Annotated in this window: 9 protein-coding genes and 1 pseudogene; 2 read left to right on the top strand and 8 right to left on the bottom strand. The window is 70.8% G+C overall.

The features are described from left to right. Nucleotides 1-6: 6 nt before the first annotated feature. The 7 genes from ABZY20_RS01170 to ABZY20_RS01140 form a co-directional block, all read right to left on the bottom strand. On the bottom strand, nucleotides 7-363 hold the full coding sequence (locus tag ABZY20_RS01170) for a 5-carboxymethyl-2-hydroxymuconate Delta-isomerase (RefSeq protein WP_356434789.1): 357 nt from the start codon (nucleotides 361-363) through the stop codon (nucleotides 7-9). Nucleotides 364-460: 97 nt separating this feature from the next. Further along, nucleotides 461-5,854 carry a pullulanase-type alpha-1,6-glucosidase gene (gene pulA / locus ABZY20_RS01165; protein WP_356434786.1) on the bottom strand — a complete coding sequence of 1,798 codons (5,394 nt, stop codon included), beginning with the start codon at nucleotides 5,852-5,854 and terminating at the stop codon, nucleotides 461-463. Nucleotides 5,855-6,045: 191 nt separating this feature from the next. After that, nucleotides 6,046-7,419 carry an alpha-amylase family protein gene (locus tag ABZY20_RS01160; RefSeq protein ID WP_356434783.1) on the bottom strand — a complete coding sequence of 458 codons (1,374 nt, stop codon included), beginning with the start codon at nucleotides 7,417-7,419 and terminating at the stop codon, nucleotides 6,046-6,048. A 120-nt stretch (nucleotides 7,420-7,539) separates the two neighbouring features. Beyond that, nucleotides 7,540-9,231: a glycoside hydrolase family 13 protein gene (locus ABZY20_RS01155; RefSeq protein WP_356434781.1), complete on the bottom strand. Its 1,692-nt coding sequence runs from the start codon at nucleotides 9,229-9,231 to the stop codon at nucleotides 7,540-7,542. 134 nt (nucleotides 9,232-9,365) lie between these two features. Next, nucleotides 9,366-10,277, bottom strand: coding sequence for an ABC transporter permease subunit (locus ABZY20_RS01150; RefSeq protein ID WP_356434778.1), 912 nt, complete (start codon nucleotides 10,275-10,277; stop codon nucleotides 9,366-9,368). 13 nt (nucleotides 10,278-10,290) lie between these two features. Further along, a complete protein-coding gene (locus tag ABZY20_RS01145) occupies nucleotides 10,291-11,295 on the bottom strand; it encodes a sugar ABC transporter permease (protein WP_356434775.1) in 1,005 nt (334 codons plus the stop codon). A 120-nt stretch (nucleotides 11,296-11,415) separates the two neighbouring features. Continuing rightward, nucleotides 11,416-12,684 carry an extracellular solute-binding protein gene (locus tag ABZY20_RS01140; RefSeq protein ID WP_356434772.1) on the bottom strand — a complete coding sequence of 423 codons (1,269 nt, stop codon included), beginning with the start codon at nucleotides 12,682-12,684 and terminating at the stop codon, nucleotides 11,416-11,418. 390 nt (nucleotides 12,685-13,074) lie between these two features. On the opposite strand from ABZY20_RS01140, the gene ABZY20_RS01135 reads away from it, so the two are divergent. After that, complete coding sequence (locus ABZY20_RS01135) at nucleotides 13,075-14,109, top strand: LacI family DNA-binding transcriptional regulator (RefSeq protein ID WP_356434769.1); 1,035 nt, start codon at nucleotides 13,075-13,077, stop codon at nucleotides 14,107-14,109. A gap of 143 nt (nucleotides 14,110-14,252) precedes the next feature. Then, nucleotides 14,253-15,074: pseudogene (locus ABZY20_RS01130) on the top strand (phosphatase PAP2 family protein); the annotation flags it as partial. A gap of 468 nt (nucleotides 15,075-15,542) precedes the next feature. Here ABZY20_RS01130 and ABZY20_RS01125 read toward each other — a convergent pair. Beyond that, complete coding sequence (locus ABZY20_RS01125; RefSeq protein ID WP_356434766.1) at nucleotides 15,543-18,551, bottom strand: bifunctional [glutamine synthetase] adenylyltransferase/[glutamine synthetase]-adenylyl-L-tyrosine phosphorylase; 3,009 nt, start codon at nucleotides 18,549-18,551, stop codon at nucleotides 15,543-15,545. Between the last annotated feature and the right edge of the window lie 79 nt (nucleotides 18,552-18,630).

Here is an 18,630-nt window from a genome sequence, read left to right as displayed (position 1 = left end):
GGGCGCTCAGCTCTCGAACTTGGCGTACGAGGGGTCCAGGTCCCGGACCTCGGCGGAGGCGTGCAGCGCGACGCCCCCGGCGGGGCTCAGGTGTGTGCGCAGCAGGTCCAGCGCGGCCTGGGTGAGGCGGGCCTTGGTGTCGTCGGTGCGGCCGGCGAGCAGCGCGATGTGGACGTGCACATGGGCGTGCCCCCGGGTCTCGGGGCCGACGACGATGTCCTCGGTGGGGCGGAACCGGGTCTTGCAGGCCGGCGGCTTGGCGGCCGCGATCTCGACCGTCGCCTCGTGCAGCGCCTTGGCGAATCCGGGCCGGTCGAAGCCGTCCGCCAGGTCGGCGGAATAGTCGACGGTGATCTGCGGCATCAGCACTCCTGTCTCGGGTCCAGGAGGCTCACCCTAGCCGCCGGAACGCGGACGGGGCGGACCGCCTGACGCGGTCCGCCCCTGGGGGTGCCGTGTGTTATCCGGCGGTCCGGGTGAAGACCGCGACCGTGCGGCCGGGGACGGCGAAGGTGCCCGACCCCTCGGCGTACGAGGAGGACTTGACGGTGGTGTCCGCCCCCGCCGCCTGCACCGGGTGCAGCCGGTAGCCCGTCCCCGCGAGTGCGGGCACGGTCTGCTTCTGCTGCTCGGGTGTGGCGTTGAAGACGACGACGAGGTCACCGAGCCGCATGGTGATCACGCCGGGCGTCTCGTCCTTGCCGGACAGCGGGAAGGACAGCCGGGACTGCACCTGCTCGGTCGTGCCGAGGGAGAAGTCCTTCTCGGTGCCGCGGATCTTCAGCAGGTCGCGGTAGGCGGCCGAGGCCCCCTCGATCTGCTCGCAGCCCACCTTCACCTTGGTCAGCAGCGGCTTGGCGTACGGCCACTTGTCGGCGTTGTCGGCCGCCATGGGCAGTCCGCGGCCGAAGCCGTTGCCGTCCTCGCAGTTCCAGTGGACGGCGTTGAACCAGTCGCCGCTGTCGTAGGAGTTGCGGTCAAGCGACTTGGAGCGCAGCAGGTCGGTGCCCGCCTGGGAGAGGGCCGGGCCCTGGGAGAGGGTGGCCGTCGCCATGGCGAGGACCTGCATGCGGGCCCGGTCGGTGGCGTTCACCGAGGCGGGCAGCTTGAAGGCGAGGGCGTCGAAGAGCGACTCGTTGTCGTGCGCGTCGGCGTAGGCGAGGGCGTCGCCCGGGGCGTCGGCGTATCCGGCGGGGGCGCCGTTGTAGTCGACCTCGGAGCCCTTGACCTCCTTGCCGTCGGTGTCGGTGAACCGGTAGCCGGCCAGGTTGCCGGAGAGCCCCACCTTGATGAGGTCCTGGTAGTGCAGCAGCCGGGCCTTCTGCTCGGCCGGGGTGCCGTTGCCGTCGGAGGCGTTGGGCTCGATGTACAGGCCGGAGGCGAAGCCCTGGACGCCGGGGTCCTCGTCGAAGGGGCCGCCGCCGCGCACGGCGTCACGGGCCCGGTCGGAGAAGGTGGCGATGCCGGTGCCGGCCATGTTCTTCTGCGTGGCCTGCTCGAAGCGGGCGTCATCGGCGACCTCGCCGAAGTTCCAGCCCTCCCCGTACAGGATGATCTTCTTGCCGTCGACGCCGTCCTTCGCGGGGGTCAGCGCGTCGAGGGCCTTCCTGACGGCGAGGATGTTGGCCTTCGGGTGGTGGCCCATGAGGTCGAAGCGGAAGCCGTCGACCTTGTACTCCTTGGCCCAGGTGACGATCGAGTCGACGACCAGCTTGCCCATCATGGCGTTCTCGGTAGCCGTGTTGGCGCAGCAGGTGCTGTTGGCGACCGAGCCGTCGGCCAGGAGCCGCTGGTAGTAGCCGGGCACGATCCGGTCCAGGACGGAGGTGTCCGCCTGGCCGCTGGCGGCGGTGTGGTTGTAGACGACGTCCATGACGACCCTGAGGCCGTCGTCGTTGAGCGCCTTGACCATCTTGCGGAACTCGACCGTGCGGGCCGTGCCGTCGGGGTCGGTGGCGTAGGAGCCCTCGGGAACCGTGTAGTGGTAGGGGTCGTAGCCCCAGTTGTAGGCGTCCTTCGCGGCGATCTTCCCCACGCACTCCTGCTGCTTGTCGGAGTCGGCCGGGTAGGAGGCCAGGTCGCAGTCGGTCTTCGCCTGGTCGGCCTTGCGCTCGGGGATGGTGGCGATGTCGAAGGCCGGCAGCAGGTGCACGTACGAGGTGCCGGCCTTCGCCAGCTCGCGCAGGTGCTTGGAGCCGTCGCTGTCCTTGGCGGTGAAGGCGAGGTAGGTGCCGGGGTGCTTCGCCGTGCGGTCCTCGACGGAGAAGTCCCGGATGTGCAGCTCCTGGATCTGGGCGTCCCGCAGCGGTACGGCCCTGGGCTTGGTGTACGTCGACCAGCCGGCGGGCTTGAGGGCCTTGTCGCGCAGGTCGACCACGAGGCTGCGCTCGGAGTCGGCGGTGAGGGCGACGGCGTAGGGGTCGGTGACCTTGTTGGTGACGACCTTGCGGACGCTGGGCGCCCAGACCTTCACGACGTAGCGGTAGGGCTTGCCCTTCCAGGACGCGGGGCCGGTGACGGACCAGACGCCGGTGGCGGAGTCACGCTTCATGGCGGCGGTGGAGCCGCCGATCTCCAGGGCCACGGACTGCGCGGTCGGCGCCCACACGGACAGCGTGGGGCGGCCCCGGGTGAAGGTCGGCCCGAGGTCGGCCTTCGTGGCGTCGTAGAGGTCGTCGAGGACTCCGGCGATCTGGACGCCGGTGGCCGCGAGGACGGCCCCGTTGGCGGCGTGCTGGGTGGCGACGACCTGGCCGCGCAGGGCGGCGCGGACCCGGTCGCGGTCGCGCGGGTCGACGCTGAAGGCGTCGTACTCCTTCAGGTGCGGGAAGGCGGCCTTCTGGGCGTCGCTGAGTTCGGTCTTGGACAGCCGCAGCCACTTCGCGTCACCGGTGAGGGCGCCGTCCCGCACCGCGATCGAGCCGTCGCGGGAGTACAGCAGCTGGGTGGAGGCGGCGGCGTCGGAGCCGTTCCAGGCGACGGTGTTCCGGTCGATCCAGACCGCCTTGGAGGTGGTCAGGTCGAGGGCGGCGGCCGAGCCCGCGGGCTGCGGGAGCAGGTACTTCTCCTGGCCGCTCACCAGCCACACCTCGTGGCCGTTCGCCTTGAGGTCGAGCGACTGGTCGCCGGGCAGGTCCTTCTCGTCGCCCTTGTGCAGGATGTAGCTGAGGCTGGTGGCACCCTCGGTGAGCGGCACCTCGAAGACTGCGCCATAGGTATCAGTCTCGACCGGCTTCAGGGGGTTCGACCAGTCGGTGGGGTTCGCGGCGCCCGTCCACACGTGCAGGCCCCAGCCGTCGTAGTCCCCGTCGGCGCGGTGGTAGTGCAGGACGGCCTTGCTCTTGTCGGGCGCCGGGTAGTCGGGGCGCTCGGTGGTGACGGTGTCCTTGCCCTGCTCGATCCAGACCTCGCCGGTCTTGGTGACGTCGATCGTGCGGTCGGTGGAGACGTCCTTGTTGCCGTCCTTGTCGATGACGAGGAAGCCGACGCCGGCGGCTCCGGGCTTGAGCTTGACGTAGGCGAAGGCGCCGTAGGCGTCGCGTCCGACGAAGGGGTGGCTCTTCGGCCACTCGGTGGCCTCGCCCTCGGCGAGGTCGCCCCAGGCGTACAGGCCCCAGTCGGCGTAGTCGCCGTCCGTGCGCTTGTAGTGGACGATCGCGTAGTCGCGGGAGGAGGCCGTGGGCGGCTCCTCGACGGGCGGGGTGCCGGTGGTGGACGCGGCCAGGGCGCTCGCGGTGCGGCCGGCCGAGTCGATCACGACGGCCTTGTAGCGCAGGGCCGTGCCGGGCGGCACGTCCTTGCCGACGGTGTGGGTGACCTTGTACGGGGCGTGGTCGGCGGAGCCGAGGGTCCGCCACTTGCCGTTGCCGGTCTGCGCGGCGAAGACGACGCGGTTGAGCTGCCCGCCGTCGACGTCGGCGGTGACCTCGACGGTGCCGGTGGCGCCGGCCGCCGGGGCCTTGAGGGCGATCGTGGGCGCGGTGGCGGGCTTGGCGAGCTTTCCGGCCGCCTTGAGGACGATCGCCGAGCCGGCCGGGACGGTGACGGTGACCTTCTTGTCCCCGTCGCTCTTCACGGAGGCGCCGGTGCCGTGGATGCCCTTGAAGGTCATGCCGGCCGAGCCGGTCGCGAAGGTCGCGGTCTTCTTCTCGGCGGCGTTGTTGAAGGCGACGACGTACTCGGTGCCGGTCTTCGCGTCCGTGCGGGAGAAGGCGTAGACGCCGGGCCCGTCGGCCGCGTAGCGCTGCTGCTGGACGCCGTCGGTGAGTGCCGGGTTCGCCTTGCGGAGCTTGGCGAGCGCGCTGATCTGCCGGTACAGCGGCGCCTTGGTGTCGTAGGCGTCCTCGGCGTGGGTGGCGTCGGTGCCGATGCGGTCGTCGTCGAGGTAGTCGGCGGTGCGCGAGGCGAACATGGTCTGCCGGGCGTCCTTGTCGCCGCCCGGGCCGGCGAAGCCCTGTTCGTCGCCGTAGTAGACGACGGGGTTGCCGCGGCTGAGGAACATCAGCTCGTTGGCGAGCTTGTCCTTGGCGAGGAGCTCGGCGTCGGTCGCCTTCGGGTTGTCCTGCTTGAGGAACGACCCGATGCGGCCCATGTCGTGGTTGCCGAGGAAGGTGACCTGCTCGTAGGCGTTGGCCTTGCCGGTCGTGTACTTGTAGTCGTCGCCGAAGACCCCCGCGAGCTTCTGCGCGCTGCCGCCCTGGGAGGCGTACTGGCGGGCCGCCTCCTGGAAGGGGAAGTCGAGGGTGGCGTCGAGCCGGCCCTGGGTGACGTACGGGGCGGTGACGTCCGTGTCGGCGGAGTAGACCTCGCCGAACATGAAGAAGTCGTCCCGGCCCTTCTTCGCCGCGTAGGCGTCCAGGGCGGTCGCCCACTGCGTCCAGAACTCCATGTTGACGTGCTTCACGGTGTCGATCCGGAAGCCGTCGATGTCGAAGTCCCGCACCCAGCGCTGGTAGATCTTCTCCATCCCGCTGACGACCTCGGGACGCTCGGTCCACAGGTCGTCGAGGCCGGCGAAGTCGCCGTGGGCGGAGCTCTCACCGGCGAAGGTGGAGTCGCCGCGGTTGTGGTACATCGTCGGGTCGTTGAGCCACGAGGGGACCTTGTTCCGCTGCGCGGCCACCGGTGTGCGCGGGAACGAGTCGCGGTCGACCTCGGGGAAGTCGCGCCGCCCGTCGGCGTAGTCGGCGTCGTCGAACGGCACGCCGTCCTTCGTCAGGTACGGGAAGGCGCCCTTGGAGAGGTAGTCGTAGGACTTCTCCTCGTAGTCGACGACGTCGGCCGTGTGGTTGGTGATGACGTCGAAGAAGACCTTCATGCCCTTGTCGTGGGCCTTGTCGATGAGGGTCTCGAGGTCGGCGTTGGTGCCGAAGTGCGGGTCGACCTGGGTGAAGTCGGTGATCCAGTAACCGTGGTAGCCGGCCGAGGCGTCCTTGCCGGTGCCCTGCACGGGCCGGTTCTTGAAGATCGGCGCCATCCACAGGGCGGTGGTGCCGAGGCCCTTGATGTAGTCGAGCCTCTTGGTCAGGCCCTTGAGGTCGCCGCCCTGGTAGAAGCCCTTGTCGGTGGGGTCGTAGCCGGTGGACAGGCGCGAGCCGGTCAGTCCGCCCTTGTCGTTGCGCGGGTCGCCGTTGGCGAAACGGTCCGGCAGGACGAAGTAGAACTGCTCACGGGTGGCGTCGTGCCGGGCGGGCTCGGCGGCCAGCCTGGCGTCGGACGGAGGCGCCGGGGGCGTGGCCGCCCCGGCGGCGAGCGGCTGGACGAGCGCTGCGGCCAGCGCGGTGGCGGTGACCGCGGCGACCCGTCCGGCACGGGCGGTTCGGCGCCGGGGAGGCGCCGGCCATCTCGGTATCACTGACGTGGTCTCCTTGCGATTGCGGCTCTCTCGGGTCCGACCCCGCGCGACCGTATCGCCGCAGAAACGCTTACAGCAAGAGTCCTGAAAGCATTGGAAAGAACTTTCAACAACCGGAGTTGACCCGGAACGGCGGCCCCCCTGGCCACACGGACGTCACCGGAGGGGCCGCTCGCACCGCGAACGCCCGTCTAGCAGCTGGACTTGCCCGCGTAGACCGCCAGGGCCGTGTTGGCGCCCAGGGTGGCCGTGAGCTGGCCGCCGGCGTTCACCGTCACCGTCGTGTTGTTCTGCACGTTGCAGTACGTCCCGGCGGGCAGCGAGGTCTGGTACGTCCGGTTCAGCGAGCCGGACTCGTGGTTGATGGCCACGAAGCCCTTGCTGCCCCGGCCGAAGGCGATCGCGTCGCCCCCGTTGTCCCACCAGTTGGTGACGGCCTGGCCCCGCGTGGCGTTGCGGAAGCCGACCATCGACTTGATCTCGGGCCAGTTGTGCTGGCACTTCCAGCCGTCCTGCCAGCAGGCGTTCACCTGACCGCCGTTGGGCGGGCCCGCGTCGTGGTCGGTGAACTCGTAGCCGGAGTTGATGTCCGGGGCGCCGTAGGGCCAGGCCAGCATGAAGACGTTGGCCAGCGTGTAGTTGGCGCCGTCCTTGTAGCTGAGCGTGGAGCCGTTGCGCTCGGTGTCGTGGTTGTCGACGAAGACACCGGAGACGCCGCTGCTCATGTAGCCCCAGCCCTCGCCGAAGTTCTTCAGGTAGGCGAGGTTCTCGTTGTTGAAGACCCGCTTGAGGTCGTAGGCGTAGCGGAACTCCTGGACGTCGCCGTTGCCCGTGTACTCGCTGGGCTGGACGGCCTCGCCGGCGCCGTGGATGGCCTCCTGCTTCCAGTAGACCGACGGGTTGCTCAGCCGGGACTTGATGTTCGCGAGGTCGGCGGCCGGCATGTGCTTGGCCGCGTCGACCCGGAAGCCGTCCACGCCGAGCGAGAGCAGGTCGTTCATGTACCGGGCGATGGCCCCGCGGACGTACTCCTCGCCGGTGTCGAGGTCGGCCAGGCCGACCAGTTCGCAGTTCTGGACGTTGCCGCGGTCCTGGTAGTTGGTGATCTGCGCGGTGCAGTTGTCGAAGTCGTACGAGGAGTACAGGCCGGGGTAGTTGTACTTCGTGTACGACGAGCCGCCGGTGCCGGTGCCGCTGCCCGCCGACATGTGGTTGATCACGGCGTCCACGACGACCTTCACACCGGCCGCGTGGCAGGTGTTCACCATGTTCTGGAAGGCCGTGCGGTCACCGAGCCGGCCGGCGATCTTGTAGCTGACCGGCTGGTACGAGGTCCACCACTGCGAGCCCTGTATGTGCTCGGCGGGCGGCGAGACCTGGACGTAGCCGTAGCCCGCGGGACCGAGGGTGCTGGTGCACTCCTTGGCGACGGAGGCGTACTTCCACTCGAAGAGGACGGCCGTGACGTCCTTGGTGCCCGGAGGGGAGGCCTGGGCACCGGTCGGGGTCATGACAACCGAAGCCGCGGCGAGCGCGACGGCGGCGGAGAGGTATCTGCGTGCCATGTGGGGTTTCCTTCTTCGTTGAAGGCACTTGCTGCAAGGTTCAGAAACCCTTGCAGTGACGCAGATATTAAAGGCCCGCCACCCGAAAGGGCAGCGGGCCGTACGAAATTCACAGGAAAATCAGCCGGCGACCGCGGTGGTCCACCACACCGTGGTGTCGGCGGGCACCTTCGCCTCGTCGTCCACCTCGGTGATCTCCCCGCTCGCGACCAGCACCCGGCCGTACGCCGGCATCGCCACCGACTCCCCGGTGGTGTTCGCCACGCACACGAACTCCCCGCGCCGGAAGGCCAGTACGCCCTCGGGCGCCCGCAGCCACTCCACCGACGAACCGGCACCGAGGTCCGGCTGCTCCCGGCGCACCGCGAGCGCGGCCCGGTACAGCTCCAGCGTCGAACCGGCCACACCGGTCTGCGCCTCGACGCTCAGCTCGCCCCAGCCCTCCGGCTGCGGCAGCCAGCTGCCGCCGTCACCGAAGCCGTACGACGATCCGGTCCGGGTCCACGGGATCGGCACCCGGCACCCGTCGCGGAAGCCGTCCTGGCCCGCGCCCCGGAAGTACGCCGGGTCCTGGCGCACCTCGTCCGGCAGGTCGACGACGTCGGGCAGGCCGAGCTCCTCGCCCTGGTAGATGTACGCCGAGCCGGGCAGGGCCAGCATCAGCAGGCTGGCGGCGCGGGCCCGGCGCAGCCCCAGCTCGCGGTCGCCGGCCAGGCGGATCTGGGTGCCGAGGCCGGGCGGGTTGGCGAACCGGGTGGCGTGCCGGGTCACGTCGTGGTTGGACAGCACCCAGGTGGCGGGGGCGCCGACCGGGCGCATCGCCTCCAGGGTGCGGTCGATGACCTCGCGCATCTCGGCCGCGTCCCAGTGGGTGCTGAGGTACTGGAAGTTGAACGCCTGGTGCAGCTCGTCCGGGCGGACGTAGTGGGCGGTGCGCTCGATGGTGGGCGTCCACGCCTCGGCGACGAAGATGCGCTCGCCGGCGTACTCGTCGAGGATGAGGCGCCACTGCCGGTAGATCTCGTGCACGCCCTCCTGGTCGAAGAACGGCATGACATCGTTGCCCAGCAGCTTCACCTGGTCGTGGGACCCGAGGTCGGGCAGCCCGTCGGCCTTCACCAGGCCGTGGGCGACGTCGATCCGGAAGCCGTCGACGCCCATGTCCAGCCAGAAGCGCAGGATGGAGCGGAACTCGTCGCCGACCGCCGGGTGCTCCCAGTTGAAGTCGGGCTGCTCGGGGGCGAACAGGTGCAGGTACCACTCGCCGGGCGTGCCGTCGGGCTCGGTGACCCGGGTCCAGGCCGGGCCGCCGAAGATCGACTCCCAGTCGTTGGGCGGCAGTTCGCCGGCGGCGCCCTTGCCGGGGCGGAAGTGGTAGCGGTCCCGCAGCGGCGAGCCCGGGCCCTCGGAGACGGCCCGCTTGAACCACTCGTGCTGGTCCGAGGAGTGGTTGGGCACGAGGTCGACGATGATCCGCAGGCCCAGCTGGTGGGCGTCGCGGATCAGCGCGTCGGCGTCCAGGAGGTTGCCGAACATGGGGTCGACGGCACGGTAGTCGGCGACGTCGTAGCCGGCGTCGGCCTGCGGCGAGGCGTAGAAGGGGCTGAGCCACACGGCGTCCACGCCGAGGTCGCGCAGGTACGGAAGCCGGGTGCGGACACCCTCCAGGTCGCCCATGCCGTCGCCGTTGCTGTCGGCGAAGCTGCGCGGGTACACCTGGTAGATCACCGCGTCCCGCCACCAGTCGCGGCGCTTGGCGACGGCGACGGCGGACGCGGGGGTGGGGGCAGGTGCAGCTGAGTGCTGGCTCATGTCGTCCTTGATGCGTAACTGGGGTGTGGTCATGGGAGACGTGGGCGGGGGTGACGAGGCGGCCGCGGCACAGCGGGGTCGGATGGGCGCCGCGGCCGCCTCGGGCTGGTGTGCGGTTCGGCAGGGGCCTTGGATCAGCCCTTCGTGCCGCCCGCGGTGAGGCCGGTGACCAGGTTCTTCTGCACGAGGTAGAAGAACGCCGAGACGGGTATCGCGATGAGAACCGCGGTCGCGGCCATCAGGTTGCGCTGGGCGTCGTGCTCGCTGACGAAGCTCTGCAGACCGACGGCGAAGGTGTACTTCTCGTCGTCCAGCATGAACACCGTGGCGAAGGCGACCTCGCCGAAGGCGGTGATGAAGCTGTAGAACGCGGCCACCGCCAGACCCGGCCGGGCGAGCGGCAGGATCAGCCGGAAGAACGTGCCGAAGGGCGAGAGCCCGTCGACGCGCCCGGCCTCGTCGATCTCGAACGGGATGGTGTCGAAGTAGCCCTTCAGCAGCCAGGCGCAGTAGGGCACCGCGGTCGAGCAGTAGACCAGGATCAGGCCGAGGTAGGTGTCGACGAGCTGCAGGCTCGACAGGATCTGGTACATCGGCACGATCAGCACGGCGATGGGGAACATCTGCGTGCACAGGAGGACCCACATGAACTTCTTGTAGCCCGGGAAGCGCATGCGGGACACCGCGTAGCCGGTCGTGGCGGCGATGACCACCCCGATGAGCGTGGTGCCCAGCGACACGATCAGCGTGCTCTGCAGCCAGTGGAAGAAGCTGGTCTCCTGGAGCACGAACGTGTAGTTGTCCAGGGTCATCTTCGACCAGATGCGCCCGGGGTGCAGGTAGTCGTCCTTGTCCGGGCCGAGGGACAGGAAGACCAGCCAGGCGATCGGGAAGAGCGCGATCAGGCTCGCGAGGATCAGCAGGCCGTGGGAGAGGAGGTTCCCGGCCGCGCCGCGGCCGCCGCGCCGGCGCACGGGGGCGGACGCGGGGGCGACGGCGGGGACCGGCGCCTCGCCGGCGGACTGCTGGACGGTCGTGGTGCTCATGGGGACTCCTGCCTCAGATCGCGAGCTGCTGCTCATCGCGGTTCAGCCAGCGGCGGTAGAAGGAGGTGAAGACGATCAGGATGCCCAGCAGCAGGATGCCGTAGGCGGCCGACTGCGCGAAGTCACGCGGCTGCTGCCCGAAGCCGAGCTGGTAGGCCCAGGTGACGAGGATCTGCGCGTCCGGGGCGGTGTTGCCGAACAGCAGGAAGATGATGGCGAACTGGTTGAACGTCCAGATCACGCCGAGCAGCACCACGGTGGAGCTGACCGACCTCAGGCCCGGCAGGGTGACGTAGCGGAACTGCTGCCAGCGGCTGGCGCCGTCCATCTCGGCGGCCTCGTAGAGGGAGGAGTCGATGGACTGCAGGCCGCCGAGCAGGGAGACCATCATGAACGGCACGCCGCACCAGGTGTTGACCATGATCGCGGCGAAGCGCTGCCAGAAGGTGTCCTCCAGCCACGCCGGGCCCGGCAGGTGCAGCATCTCCAGGGCGGAGTTGATGATGCCGGAGTCGGCGAGCATGAAGCGCCAGCCGAAGACGGTGACGAAGGTCGGCACGGCCCACGGCAGGATGAGGATCAGCCGGTAGAAGGTGCGTCCGCGCAGCTTCTGGTTGAGCAGCAGGGCGAGGCCCAGGCCGATGGAGTAGTGCAGGGCGACGCACGCGGCCGTCCACACGATCGTCCAGATGAAGTGGGACCAGAAGCGCTCGTAGGCGGTCTCCCCCCACAGGATGTCGGCGTAGTTGTCGAAGCCGATGTACTTGTAGGTGGCCTCGATCTCGTTGACGCCGATCGTCCGGGCCGTGTTGAGGCTGGTGGCGTCGGTGAGCGTCAGATAGAAGCCGTAGGCCAGGGGGTACAGCACGAGGACGCCGAGCACGACGGCCACGGGCGCGATCATCGCGTAGGCGTACCAGTGCTTCTGGTAGCTGTGCCTGAGGCGCCGGCCCAGCCCGGACCGGGGACCGCGGTCACCGCTCCGCTTGCCGGTCGCTCGGTCGATGGCGACTGTCATGTTCGACAACCTTCTTCGCGAACTGGAGATCAGCTGGAGATCAAGGGGTACGGCACACAGGCCGATGGCCGCCGGATCCTTCCCCCTCTGTGCTGCGGAGGATCCGGCGGCCACACGCGCTTACTTGCTGTAGTCCGGCAGCAGCTTGGCGATGGCGGTCTCGGCGCTGCTCAGCCCCTCGTCCAGGGACTTCTTGCCACCGGCGATGGCGAGCAGTTCGTCGTCCAGCGGCGTCCACAGCGAGCTGTACTCCGGCAGCTCGGGGCGCGGCTGGGCGGCGGCGAGCACACCCTGGTAGCCGGCGATGCCCGGGTCGGCCTTGACCTGGTCGGTGTAGGCGTCGTCGCGCGTCGGCAGCGTGTTGTTCTTGAGCGCGATGGTCTCCTGCGCCTTCGCCGAGGTCATGAACTTCACGAACTTCAGCGAGGCCTCCTGGTGGGCCTTGTCCGAGCCCGCGTACACGGAGAGGTTGTGGCCGCCGGTCGGGGCGCCCGCCTTGCCGGAGGAGCCGGCCGGGACGGTGGCGATGCCGAGGTTGGCCTTGTCCTTGAACGCCGAACCCTTGTAGAAGTTCGTGATCTCCCACGGACCCTGGATGATCGAGGCGACCTTGCCGCTGACGAACGCCTCCTGGATGTGGGCGTAGGCGTCGGCGGTGGTGTCGGCCTTGTGCAGGCCCTTGCCCTTGAACAGGCCCTGCCACGTGCCGTAGGCCTTCTTGGCCGCGGGCGAGGTGACGGTGATCTTCTTGGCGTCGACGTCGACGGTGTCGGCGCCCTCGCCGTAGAGGAACGAGTGGGCGTAGTAGGACTGGGTGGAGCCCCAGTAGCCGTCGACGCCGGTCTTGTCCTTGATGGTGGCGGCGGCCTTCTTCAGCTCGTCCCAGGTCTTGGGGGCCTCGACGCCGGCCTTCTCGAAGAGTGCCTTGTTGTAGACCAGGGCGAGGGTGTCCGTGGTGAACGGCGCGCCGTAGGTCTTGCCCTCGTACTGGGCCTGCTTGATCAGGTTGGGCTTGAACTTGTCCTGCTCGGCCAGGGCCTCGGTGCCGTCCAGCGGCAGGAAGAAGCCCTTCTTGGCGAACGCCGGGGTCCAGCCGACCTCGGAGCGCAGCACGTCGGGCGCGCCCTTGGAACCGGCGGCGGTGTCGAACTTGTTCTGCGCCTGGTCGAAGGGGACGTTGACGTACTTGACCTTGATGTTCTTGTTGGCAGCCTCGAACTCCTTGACGAGGGCCTTGTAGGTCGGCGCCTCGTTGGTGGCGTTGGAGGTGTCCCACCAGGTGATGGTCACGGGACCGTCGGCCTTGTCGCCGCTGTCACTTCCGCCGCACGCCGTCGCTGCCAGGGCGAGGGACGCCACCAGCGCGGTGGCCGCTATGCCACGCCGCATGAGTTCTCCTTGAGGGTGAAGCCCGTTTCGTGCTGCCGACTGCGCCGTTGGCCGCCGGGCGTCGGTGACATTAGCCCCGCCCGGTCGGCTTGCGAAAGACCTTGCAGCAAAAAGTTGCAAGGGATACGGAAGGTTATCCCGCCGTGACCTCCTCTCGACCGTCCCGAAGCCTGGATTCCGGGCTGATCGGCGGGGACTCGGACAGTTGTGCAAGACTCTGCAAGCACTTGCCATCCGTCTCCGCCGAGGGGAACATCCGTTGCGGAGCGGACACCGACCACGACTCGAGGGACCGCGATGACCAAGCCACCCGCTACGGGCCGCGCGACAGCGCGCACCAGGCGTCCCGTCGGTGTGCAAGGAGATCCACGGCCGCTACAGTCCAGTGCTGTGACCACACGGCTTGCCGACATCGCAGCGCAGGCGGGAGTGAGCGAAGCGACGGTCAGCCGCGTCCTCAACGGCAAGCCGGGCGTCGCCTCCACCACCCGCCAGTCCGTGCTGGCCGCCCTCGACGTCCTGGGCTACGAGCGCCCGGTGCGGCTGCGGCAGCGCAGCGAGGGCCTGGTCGGCCTGATCACCCCGGAGCTGGAGAACCCGATCTTCCCGGCCCTGGCCCAGGTCATCGGCCAGGCGCTGACCCGGCAGGGCTACACGCCGGTGCTGGCCACCCAGACCCCGGGCGGCTCGACCGAGGACGAGCTGACCGAGATGCTCGTCGACCGCGGGGTCGCGGGCATCATCTACGTCTCCGGGCTGCACGCGGACACCACCGCCGACATGCAGCGCTACGACCGGCTGCGCGCGCAGGGCGTGCCCTACGTGCTGGTGGACGGTTTCTCGCCGAAGGTGCAGGCGCCGTTCATCTCCCCCGACGACCGCGCCGCCATGTCCCTGGCGGTCACGCACCTGGCGTCCCTCGGGCACACCCGGATCGGGCTGGCCCTCGGGCCGAAGCGGTTCGTGCCGGTGCAGCGCAAGATCGAGGGGTTCGTGCGCGCCATGCAGGACCAGCTGGGCCTGGACGCCGGGACCGTCGAGACGGAGCTGGTGCAGCACTCCCTGTACACCCTGGAGGGCGGTCAGGCCGCCGCCACCGCCCTGATGGAGCGGGGGTGCACGGCCGTGGTGTGCGCCAGCGACATGATGGCGCTGGGCGCGATCCGGGCGGCCCGGCAGCACGGTCTGGACGTGCCGAAGGACATCTCCGTGGTCGGCTTCGACGACTCCCCGCTGATCGCGTTCACCGACCCGCCGCTGACCACGATCCGCAAGCCGGTGCCGGCGATGGGCCAGGCCGCGGTGCGCACGCTGCTGGAGGAGATCGGCGGGACGCCCGCGCCGCACAGCGAGTTCGTGTTCATGCCGGAACTGGTGGTGCGCGGATCGACCGCTTCGGCGCCCGGGGAGCGCGGCCGCTCCTGAGGCGCGCGATCACTCCTGAGGCGCGCCGTCGCTCCTGAGACGCGCGGCCTGATCCCGCCGTGGCACCCGCCCCAGAACTCGCGGTCCGGGGCGGGTCGCGGGATGATCGGTGGAGAAGTCCTTTTCTGGCAGACTCTGCGCCTATGGGTGAAACGACCGTAACGAAGCCGGAGGGCCTGGAAGCCGCCCTTCCGCACCCCGTTGCGGCCGAGACGGGTCCGGGTCCGCTGCGCCGGCTGCGCGCCCCCCGCCGGCCCCGTTTCTGGTTCGAGATCCTGCTGATCGCGGTGAGTTACTGGACGTACTCGCTCGTCCGCAACGCCGTGCCCGAGCAGAAGGCCGAGGCGCTGCGCAACGCCGACTGGATCTGGCGAGTGGAGCAGCAGCTGGGCATCGCCGTCGAGGAGTCGGTGAACCACGCCGTCAACTCGGTGACTTGGCTCATCATCACGATGAACTACTACTACGCGACGCTGCACTTCGTGGTGACCCTGGGTGTGCTCGTGTGGCTCTACCGCCGCCATCCCGGCCGCTACGCGGCGACGCGCCTGGTGCTGTTCGCGACGACCGCCGTCGCCCTGCTCGGTTACTACCTGTATCCGCTCGCGCCCCCGCGGTTGATGAACGGCGGCACGTTCGTCGACACCGTGCTGGTCCACCAGACCTGGGGGTCGATGGCGTCCGGCGACCTGAAGCACATGTCCAACCAGTACGCCGCGATGCCGTCCATGCACGTCGGCTGGTCGGTGTGGTGCGGCCTGACGATCTTCGCGCTGACGACGGTCCCCTGGGCGCGGGTGCTGGGGCTGCTGTACCCGGCGCTGACGCTGGTGGTCATCGTCGCCACGGCCAACCACTTCTGGCTGGACGCGGTGGGCGGTGTGCTGTGCCTGGCGTTCGGGTTCGCGGTGGCCGGGCTCTGGTACGGCAGGCAGCCGTACGCCCTGCCGCGGGCGGTACCGGACGAGCGGCCGGAGGCGACCGGGGCCGCGCACACGGCGGTGCCCCGGACCAGGGCCCACGAGGAGCACCCGGGGGCCCGCGGGGAGGACCGGCGGGCGGCCCGGGGCGAGGACCGGCAGACGGCGCGGGGCGAGGACCAGCGGGCGGCCCGGGGCGAGGACCAGCGGGCGGCCCGGGGCGAGGACCAGCGGGCGGCGCGGGGCGAGGACCGGCAGACGGCGCGGGGCGAGGACCAGCGGGCGGCGCGGGGCGAGGACCGGCAGACGGCCCGGGGCGACGGCGAAGCGGTGCCCCGCACCAGGGCGCACGGCGAGGACGAACCGATGGCGCGGACCTGACGGACCTTGGGGGGCGCGGACCCGACCGATCCGGAGGGCGCGGACCCGACCGACCCGGAGGGCGGGGAGGGCGGGGAGGCCAGCTCGGAGTGCGGGGAGGCCGGCTCGGAGGGCGGGGAGGCCGGCTCGGCTCTAGCGCTCGGCGATGCCGTAGAACAGTTCCTCCACCACGCCCCGGGCCCGGCGCGCCGTGCGCCGGTACGCGTCGAGCATGTCGCCCGCGTGGCCGGGGCCGTAGCCCAAGTACCGTCCGACGGCGGACAGTTCCCTCGGTTCCGTGGGGAACGTGTCGCCGGCCCGGCCGCGGACCAGCATCACCGCGTTGCGGACGCGGGTCGCCAGGACCCAGGCCTCGTCGAGGATGGCGGCGTCCTCGTCGGTGATCAGCCCGGCCGCGCGGGCGGCGCGCAGGGCCTCGCGGGTGCGGGTGGTGCGCAGGCCCGGCTCCCGCGCGCCGTGCCGCAGCTGCATCAGCTGCACGGTCCACTCCACGTCGGACAGACCGCCCGGCCCGAGCTTGGCGTGCAGCTTGGGGTCGGCGCCGCGCGGCAGCCGCTCGGACTCCATGCGGGCCTTCAGCCTCCGGATGTCGCGCACGGCGTCGTCCGCGAGGCCGTCGGCCGGGTAGCGCAGCGGGTCGACCAGCTCGATGAACCGGCGCCCGAGGTCCTCGTCGCCGGCGACCGGTTCGGCCCGCAGCAGCGCGTGCGACTCCCAGGTCAGCGACCAGCGGCGATAGTAGGCGGCGTACGAGGTGAGGGTGCGCACGAGGGGCCCGGACTTGCCCTCCGGGCGCAGGTCGGCGTCGATGAGCAGGGGCGGGTCGGCGCTGGGGATCTGCAGCAGCCGGCGCATCTCGGAGACGACCTTGCCGGCCGCCTGCGAGGCCTCCCGCTCCTGCACGCCGTCCTTCGGCTCGTGCACGAACAGCACGTCCGCGTCGGAGCCGTAGCCCAGCTCGTGACCGCCGAACCGGCCCATGCCGATGATCGCGAACCGGGTGGGCAGCTCGTCGCCCCAGTGCTCGCGGACGACCGCGCGGAGCGTGCCGGCCAGGGTCGCCGCCGTCAGGTCCGACACCGCCGCCCCGACCCGGTCCACCAGGGCGCCCTGGTCGGCCTCGGCGGGCTGCTCCTCGGTGCCGTAGGAGCCGACGATGTCGGCGGCGGCCGTGCGGAACAGTTCGCGGCGGCGCACCCCGCGGGCCGCCGTGACCGCCTGGGCCGCGTCGCCGGCCCGGCCCACGGCGGCGAGGATCTCCTGCTCCAGGTGGGCCCGGGAGCGCGGTTCCAGACCGCCGCCGTCCCCGTCGCCGAGCAGGGCCACCGCCTCGGGCGCCCGCATCAGCAGGTCGGGCGCGAGCCGCCCGGCCGACAGCACCCGGGCGAGGTTCTCCGCCGCGGCGCCCTCGTCCCGCAGCAGCCGCAGGTACCAGGGCGTCTTGCCGAGCGCGTCCGAGACCTTGCGGAAGTTCAGCAGGCCCGCGTCCGGGTCGGCCGAGTCGGCGAACCAGCCCAGCAGGACCGGCAGCAGGGTGCGCTGGATGGCGGCCTTGCGGGTGACGCCGGAGGCCAGCGCCTCCAGGTGGCGCAGGGCGGAGGCCGGGTCGGCGTACCCGAGGGCGACCAGGCGTTCCCGGGCCGCCTCGGCGCTGAGCCGGGCCTCGCCGGTGGCGAGCTGGGCGACCGCGTCGAGCAGCGGCCGGTAGAACAGCTTCTCGTGCAGCCGGCGTACGACGCCGGTGTGCCGCCGCCACTCGCGGCGCAGCTCGGCGACCGGGTCGGCGCGCAGCCCGAGGGAGCGGCCGATGCGGCGCAGCTCGGCCTCGTCCTCGGGGACGAGGTGGGTGCGGCGCAGCCGGAACAGCTGGATCCGGTGCTCCAGCGACCGCAGGAAGCGGTAGGCCGCGTCGAGCTGGGCGGCGTCGGCGCGGCCCACGTAACCGCCGGCGGCGAGGGCCCCCAGCGCGTCGAGGGTCGTACCGCTGCGCAGGGAGGTGTCGGCCCGGCCGTGCACCAGCTGGAGCAGCTGCACCGCGAACTCGACGTCCCTGAGGCCGCCCGGGCCCAGCTTGAGCTGGCGGTCGACCTCGGAGACGGGGATGTTCTCCACGACCCGGCGGCGCATCTTCTGCACGTCGGGCACGAAGTTCTCGCGCTCGGCGGCCTTCCACACCAGGGGCTGTACGGCGGCGACGTACTCCCGGCCGAGGTCGGGGTCGCCGGCCACCGGGCGGGCCTTGAGCAGCGCCTGGAACTCCCAGGTCTTGGCCCAGCGCTGGTAGTAGGCGAGGTGGCTGGACAGGGTCCGCACCAGCGGGCCGTTCCTGCCCTCGGGGCGGAGGTTGGCGTCCACGGGCCAGATGGAGCCCTCGACGGTGGTCTCCGAGCAGATCCGCATCAGGTGCGAGGCGAGCCGGGTCGCGGCCCGGATCGCCTTGGTCTCGTCGGCCCCGTCGACGGCCTCGCCGACGAAGATGACGTCCACGTCGGAGACGTAGTTCAGCTCGTGGCCGCCGCACTTGCCCATGGCGATGACCGCGAGCCGGCACAGGCCCGCGTCCTCGGGTGCCGCGGCCTCGGCGAGTCCGAGGGCGGCGCGCAGGGTGGCGGTGGCGAGGTCGGCGAGCTCGGCGGCGGACTGGGCGATGTCCGTCGTGCCGCACACGTCCCGGGCCGCGATGGACAGCAGGCAGCGCCGGTAGGCGACCCGCAGGGAGACCGGGTCGGTGGCCTCCGCGAGACCGGCCTCGAACTCCTCCACCCCCGGGTGCAGGTCGTGCGCCTCGTACATGACGAGGGCCTGCCAGTCCCCCGGGTGCCGGGTGAGGTGGTCGGTGAGGGCGGTGGAGGCGCCGAGCACACCGAGCAGCCGGTCGCGCAGGGGCTTGGCGGAGATCAGCGTGTCGAGCAGCTCCTGGCGGGCACCGGAGCCCTGCTGGGCCTCCAGCAGCCGCACGAGGCCGAGCAGCGCGAGGTCGGGGTCCGCGGTGGCACCCAGTGCGTCCAGCAGCACGGGGTCGTCGCGCAGGGGCGCGAGGTCGGGGCTGTCCAGCAGCCGCTCGGCGGCGGAGGCGTCGGTGAACCCGTGCCGCAGCAGCCGTGTGAAGGTACTGCTCCTGCGCCCCGGCGCCGCCGTCATCCGGGCCTCCCTCGCACGTGCTCTCGGATTTCCCTCGGATCAAGGTCGTACGGCTTTGAGCCTAACCGCACAGCCCGGG

Source organism: Streptomyces sp. NPDC006624 (genome assembly GCF_040611555.1).
GTDB lineage: Bacteria > Actinomycetota > Actinomycetes > Streptomycetales > Streptomycetaceae > Streptomyces.
Note: the sequence above shows the minus strand (reverse complement) of the source record. Positions and strands in the feature narration are given on the sequence as shown.

What these genes read in the sequence shown, in the direction of transcription:
- ABZY20_RS01170 (WP_356434789.1), bottom strand. Translation starts at nt 363, where the DNA reads ATGCCGCAGATCACCGTCGACTATTCCGCCGACCTGGCGGACGGCTTC.
- ABZY20_RS01160 (WP_356434783.1), bottom strand. Translation starts at nt 7,419, where the DNA reads ATGGCACGCAGATACCTCTCCGCCGCCGTCGCGCTCGCCGCGGCTTCG.
- ABZY20_RS01155 (WP_356434781.1), bottom strand. Translation starts at nt 9,231, where the DNA reads ATGAGCCAGCACTCAGCTGCACCTGCCCCCACCCCCGCGTCCGCCGTC.
- ABZY20_RS01150 (WP_356434778.1), bottom strand. Translation starts at nt 10,277, where the DNA reads ATGAGCACCACGACCGTCCAGCAGTCCGCCGGCGAGGCGCCGGTCCCC.
- ABZY20_RS01145 (WP_356434775.1), bottom strand. Translation starts at nt 11,295, where the DNA reads ATGACAGTCGCCATCGACCGAGCGACCGGCAAGCGGAGCGGTGACCGC.
- ABZY20_RS01140 (WP_356434772.1), bottom strand. Translation starts at nt 12,684, where the DNA reads ATGCGGCGTGGCATAGCGGCCACCGCGCTGGTGGCGTCCCTCGCCCTG.
- ABZY20_RS01125 (WP_356434766.1), bottom strand. Translation starts at nt 18,551, where the DNA reads ATGACGGCGGCGCCGGGGCGCAGGAGCAGTACCTTCACACGGCTGCTG.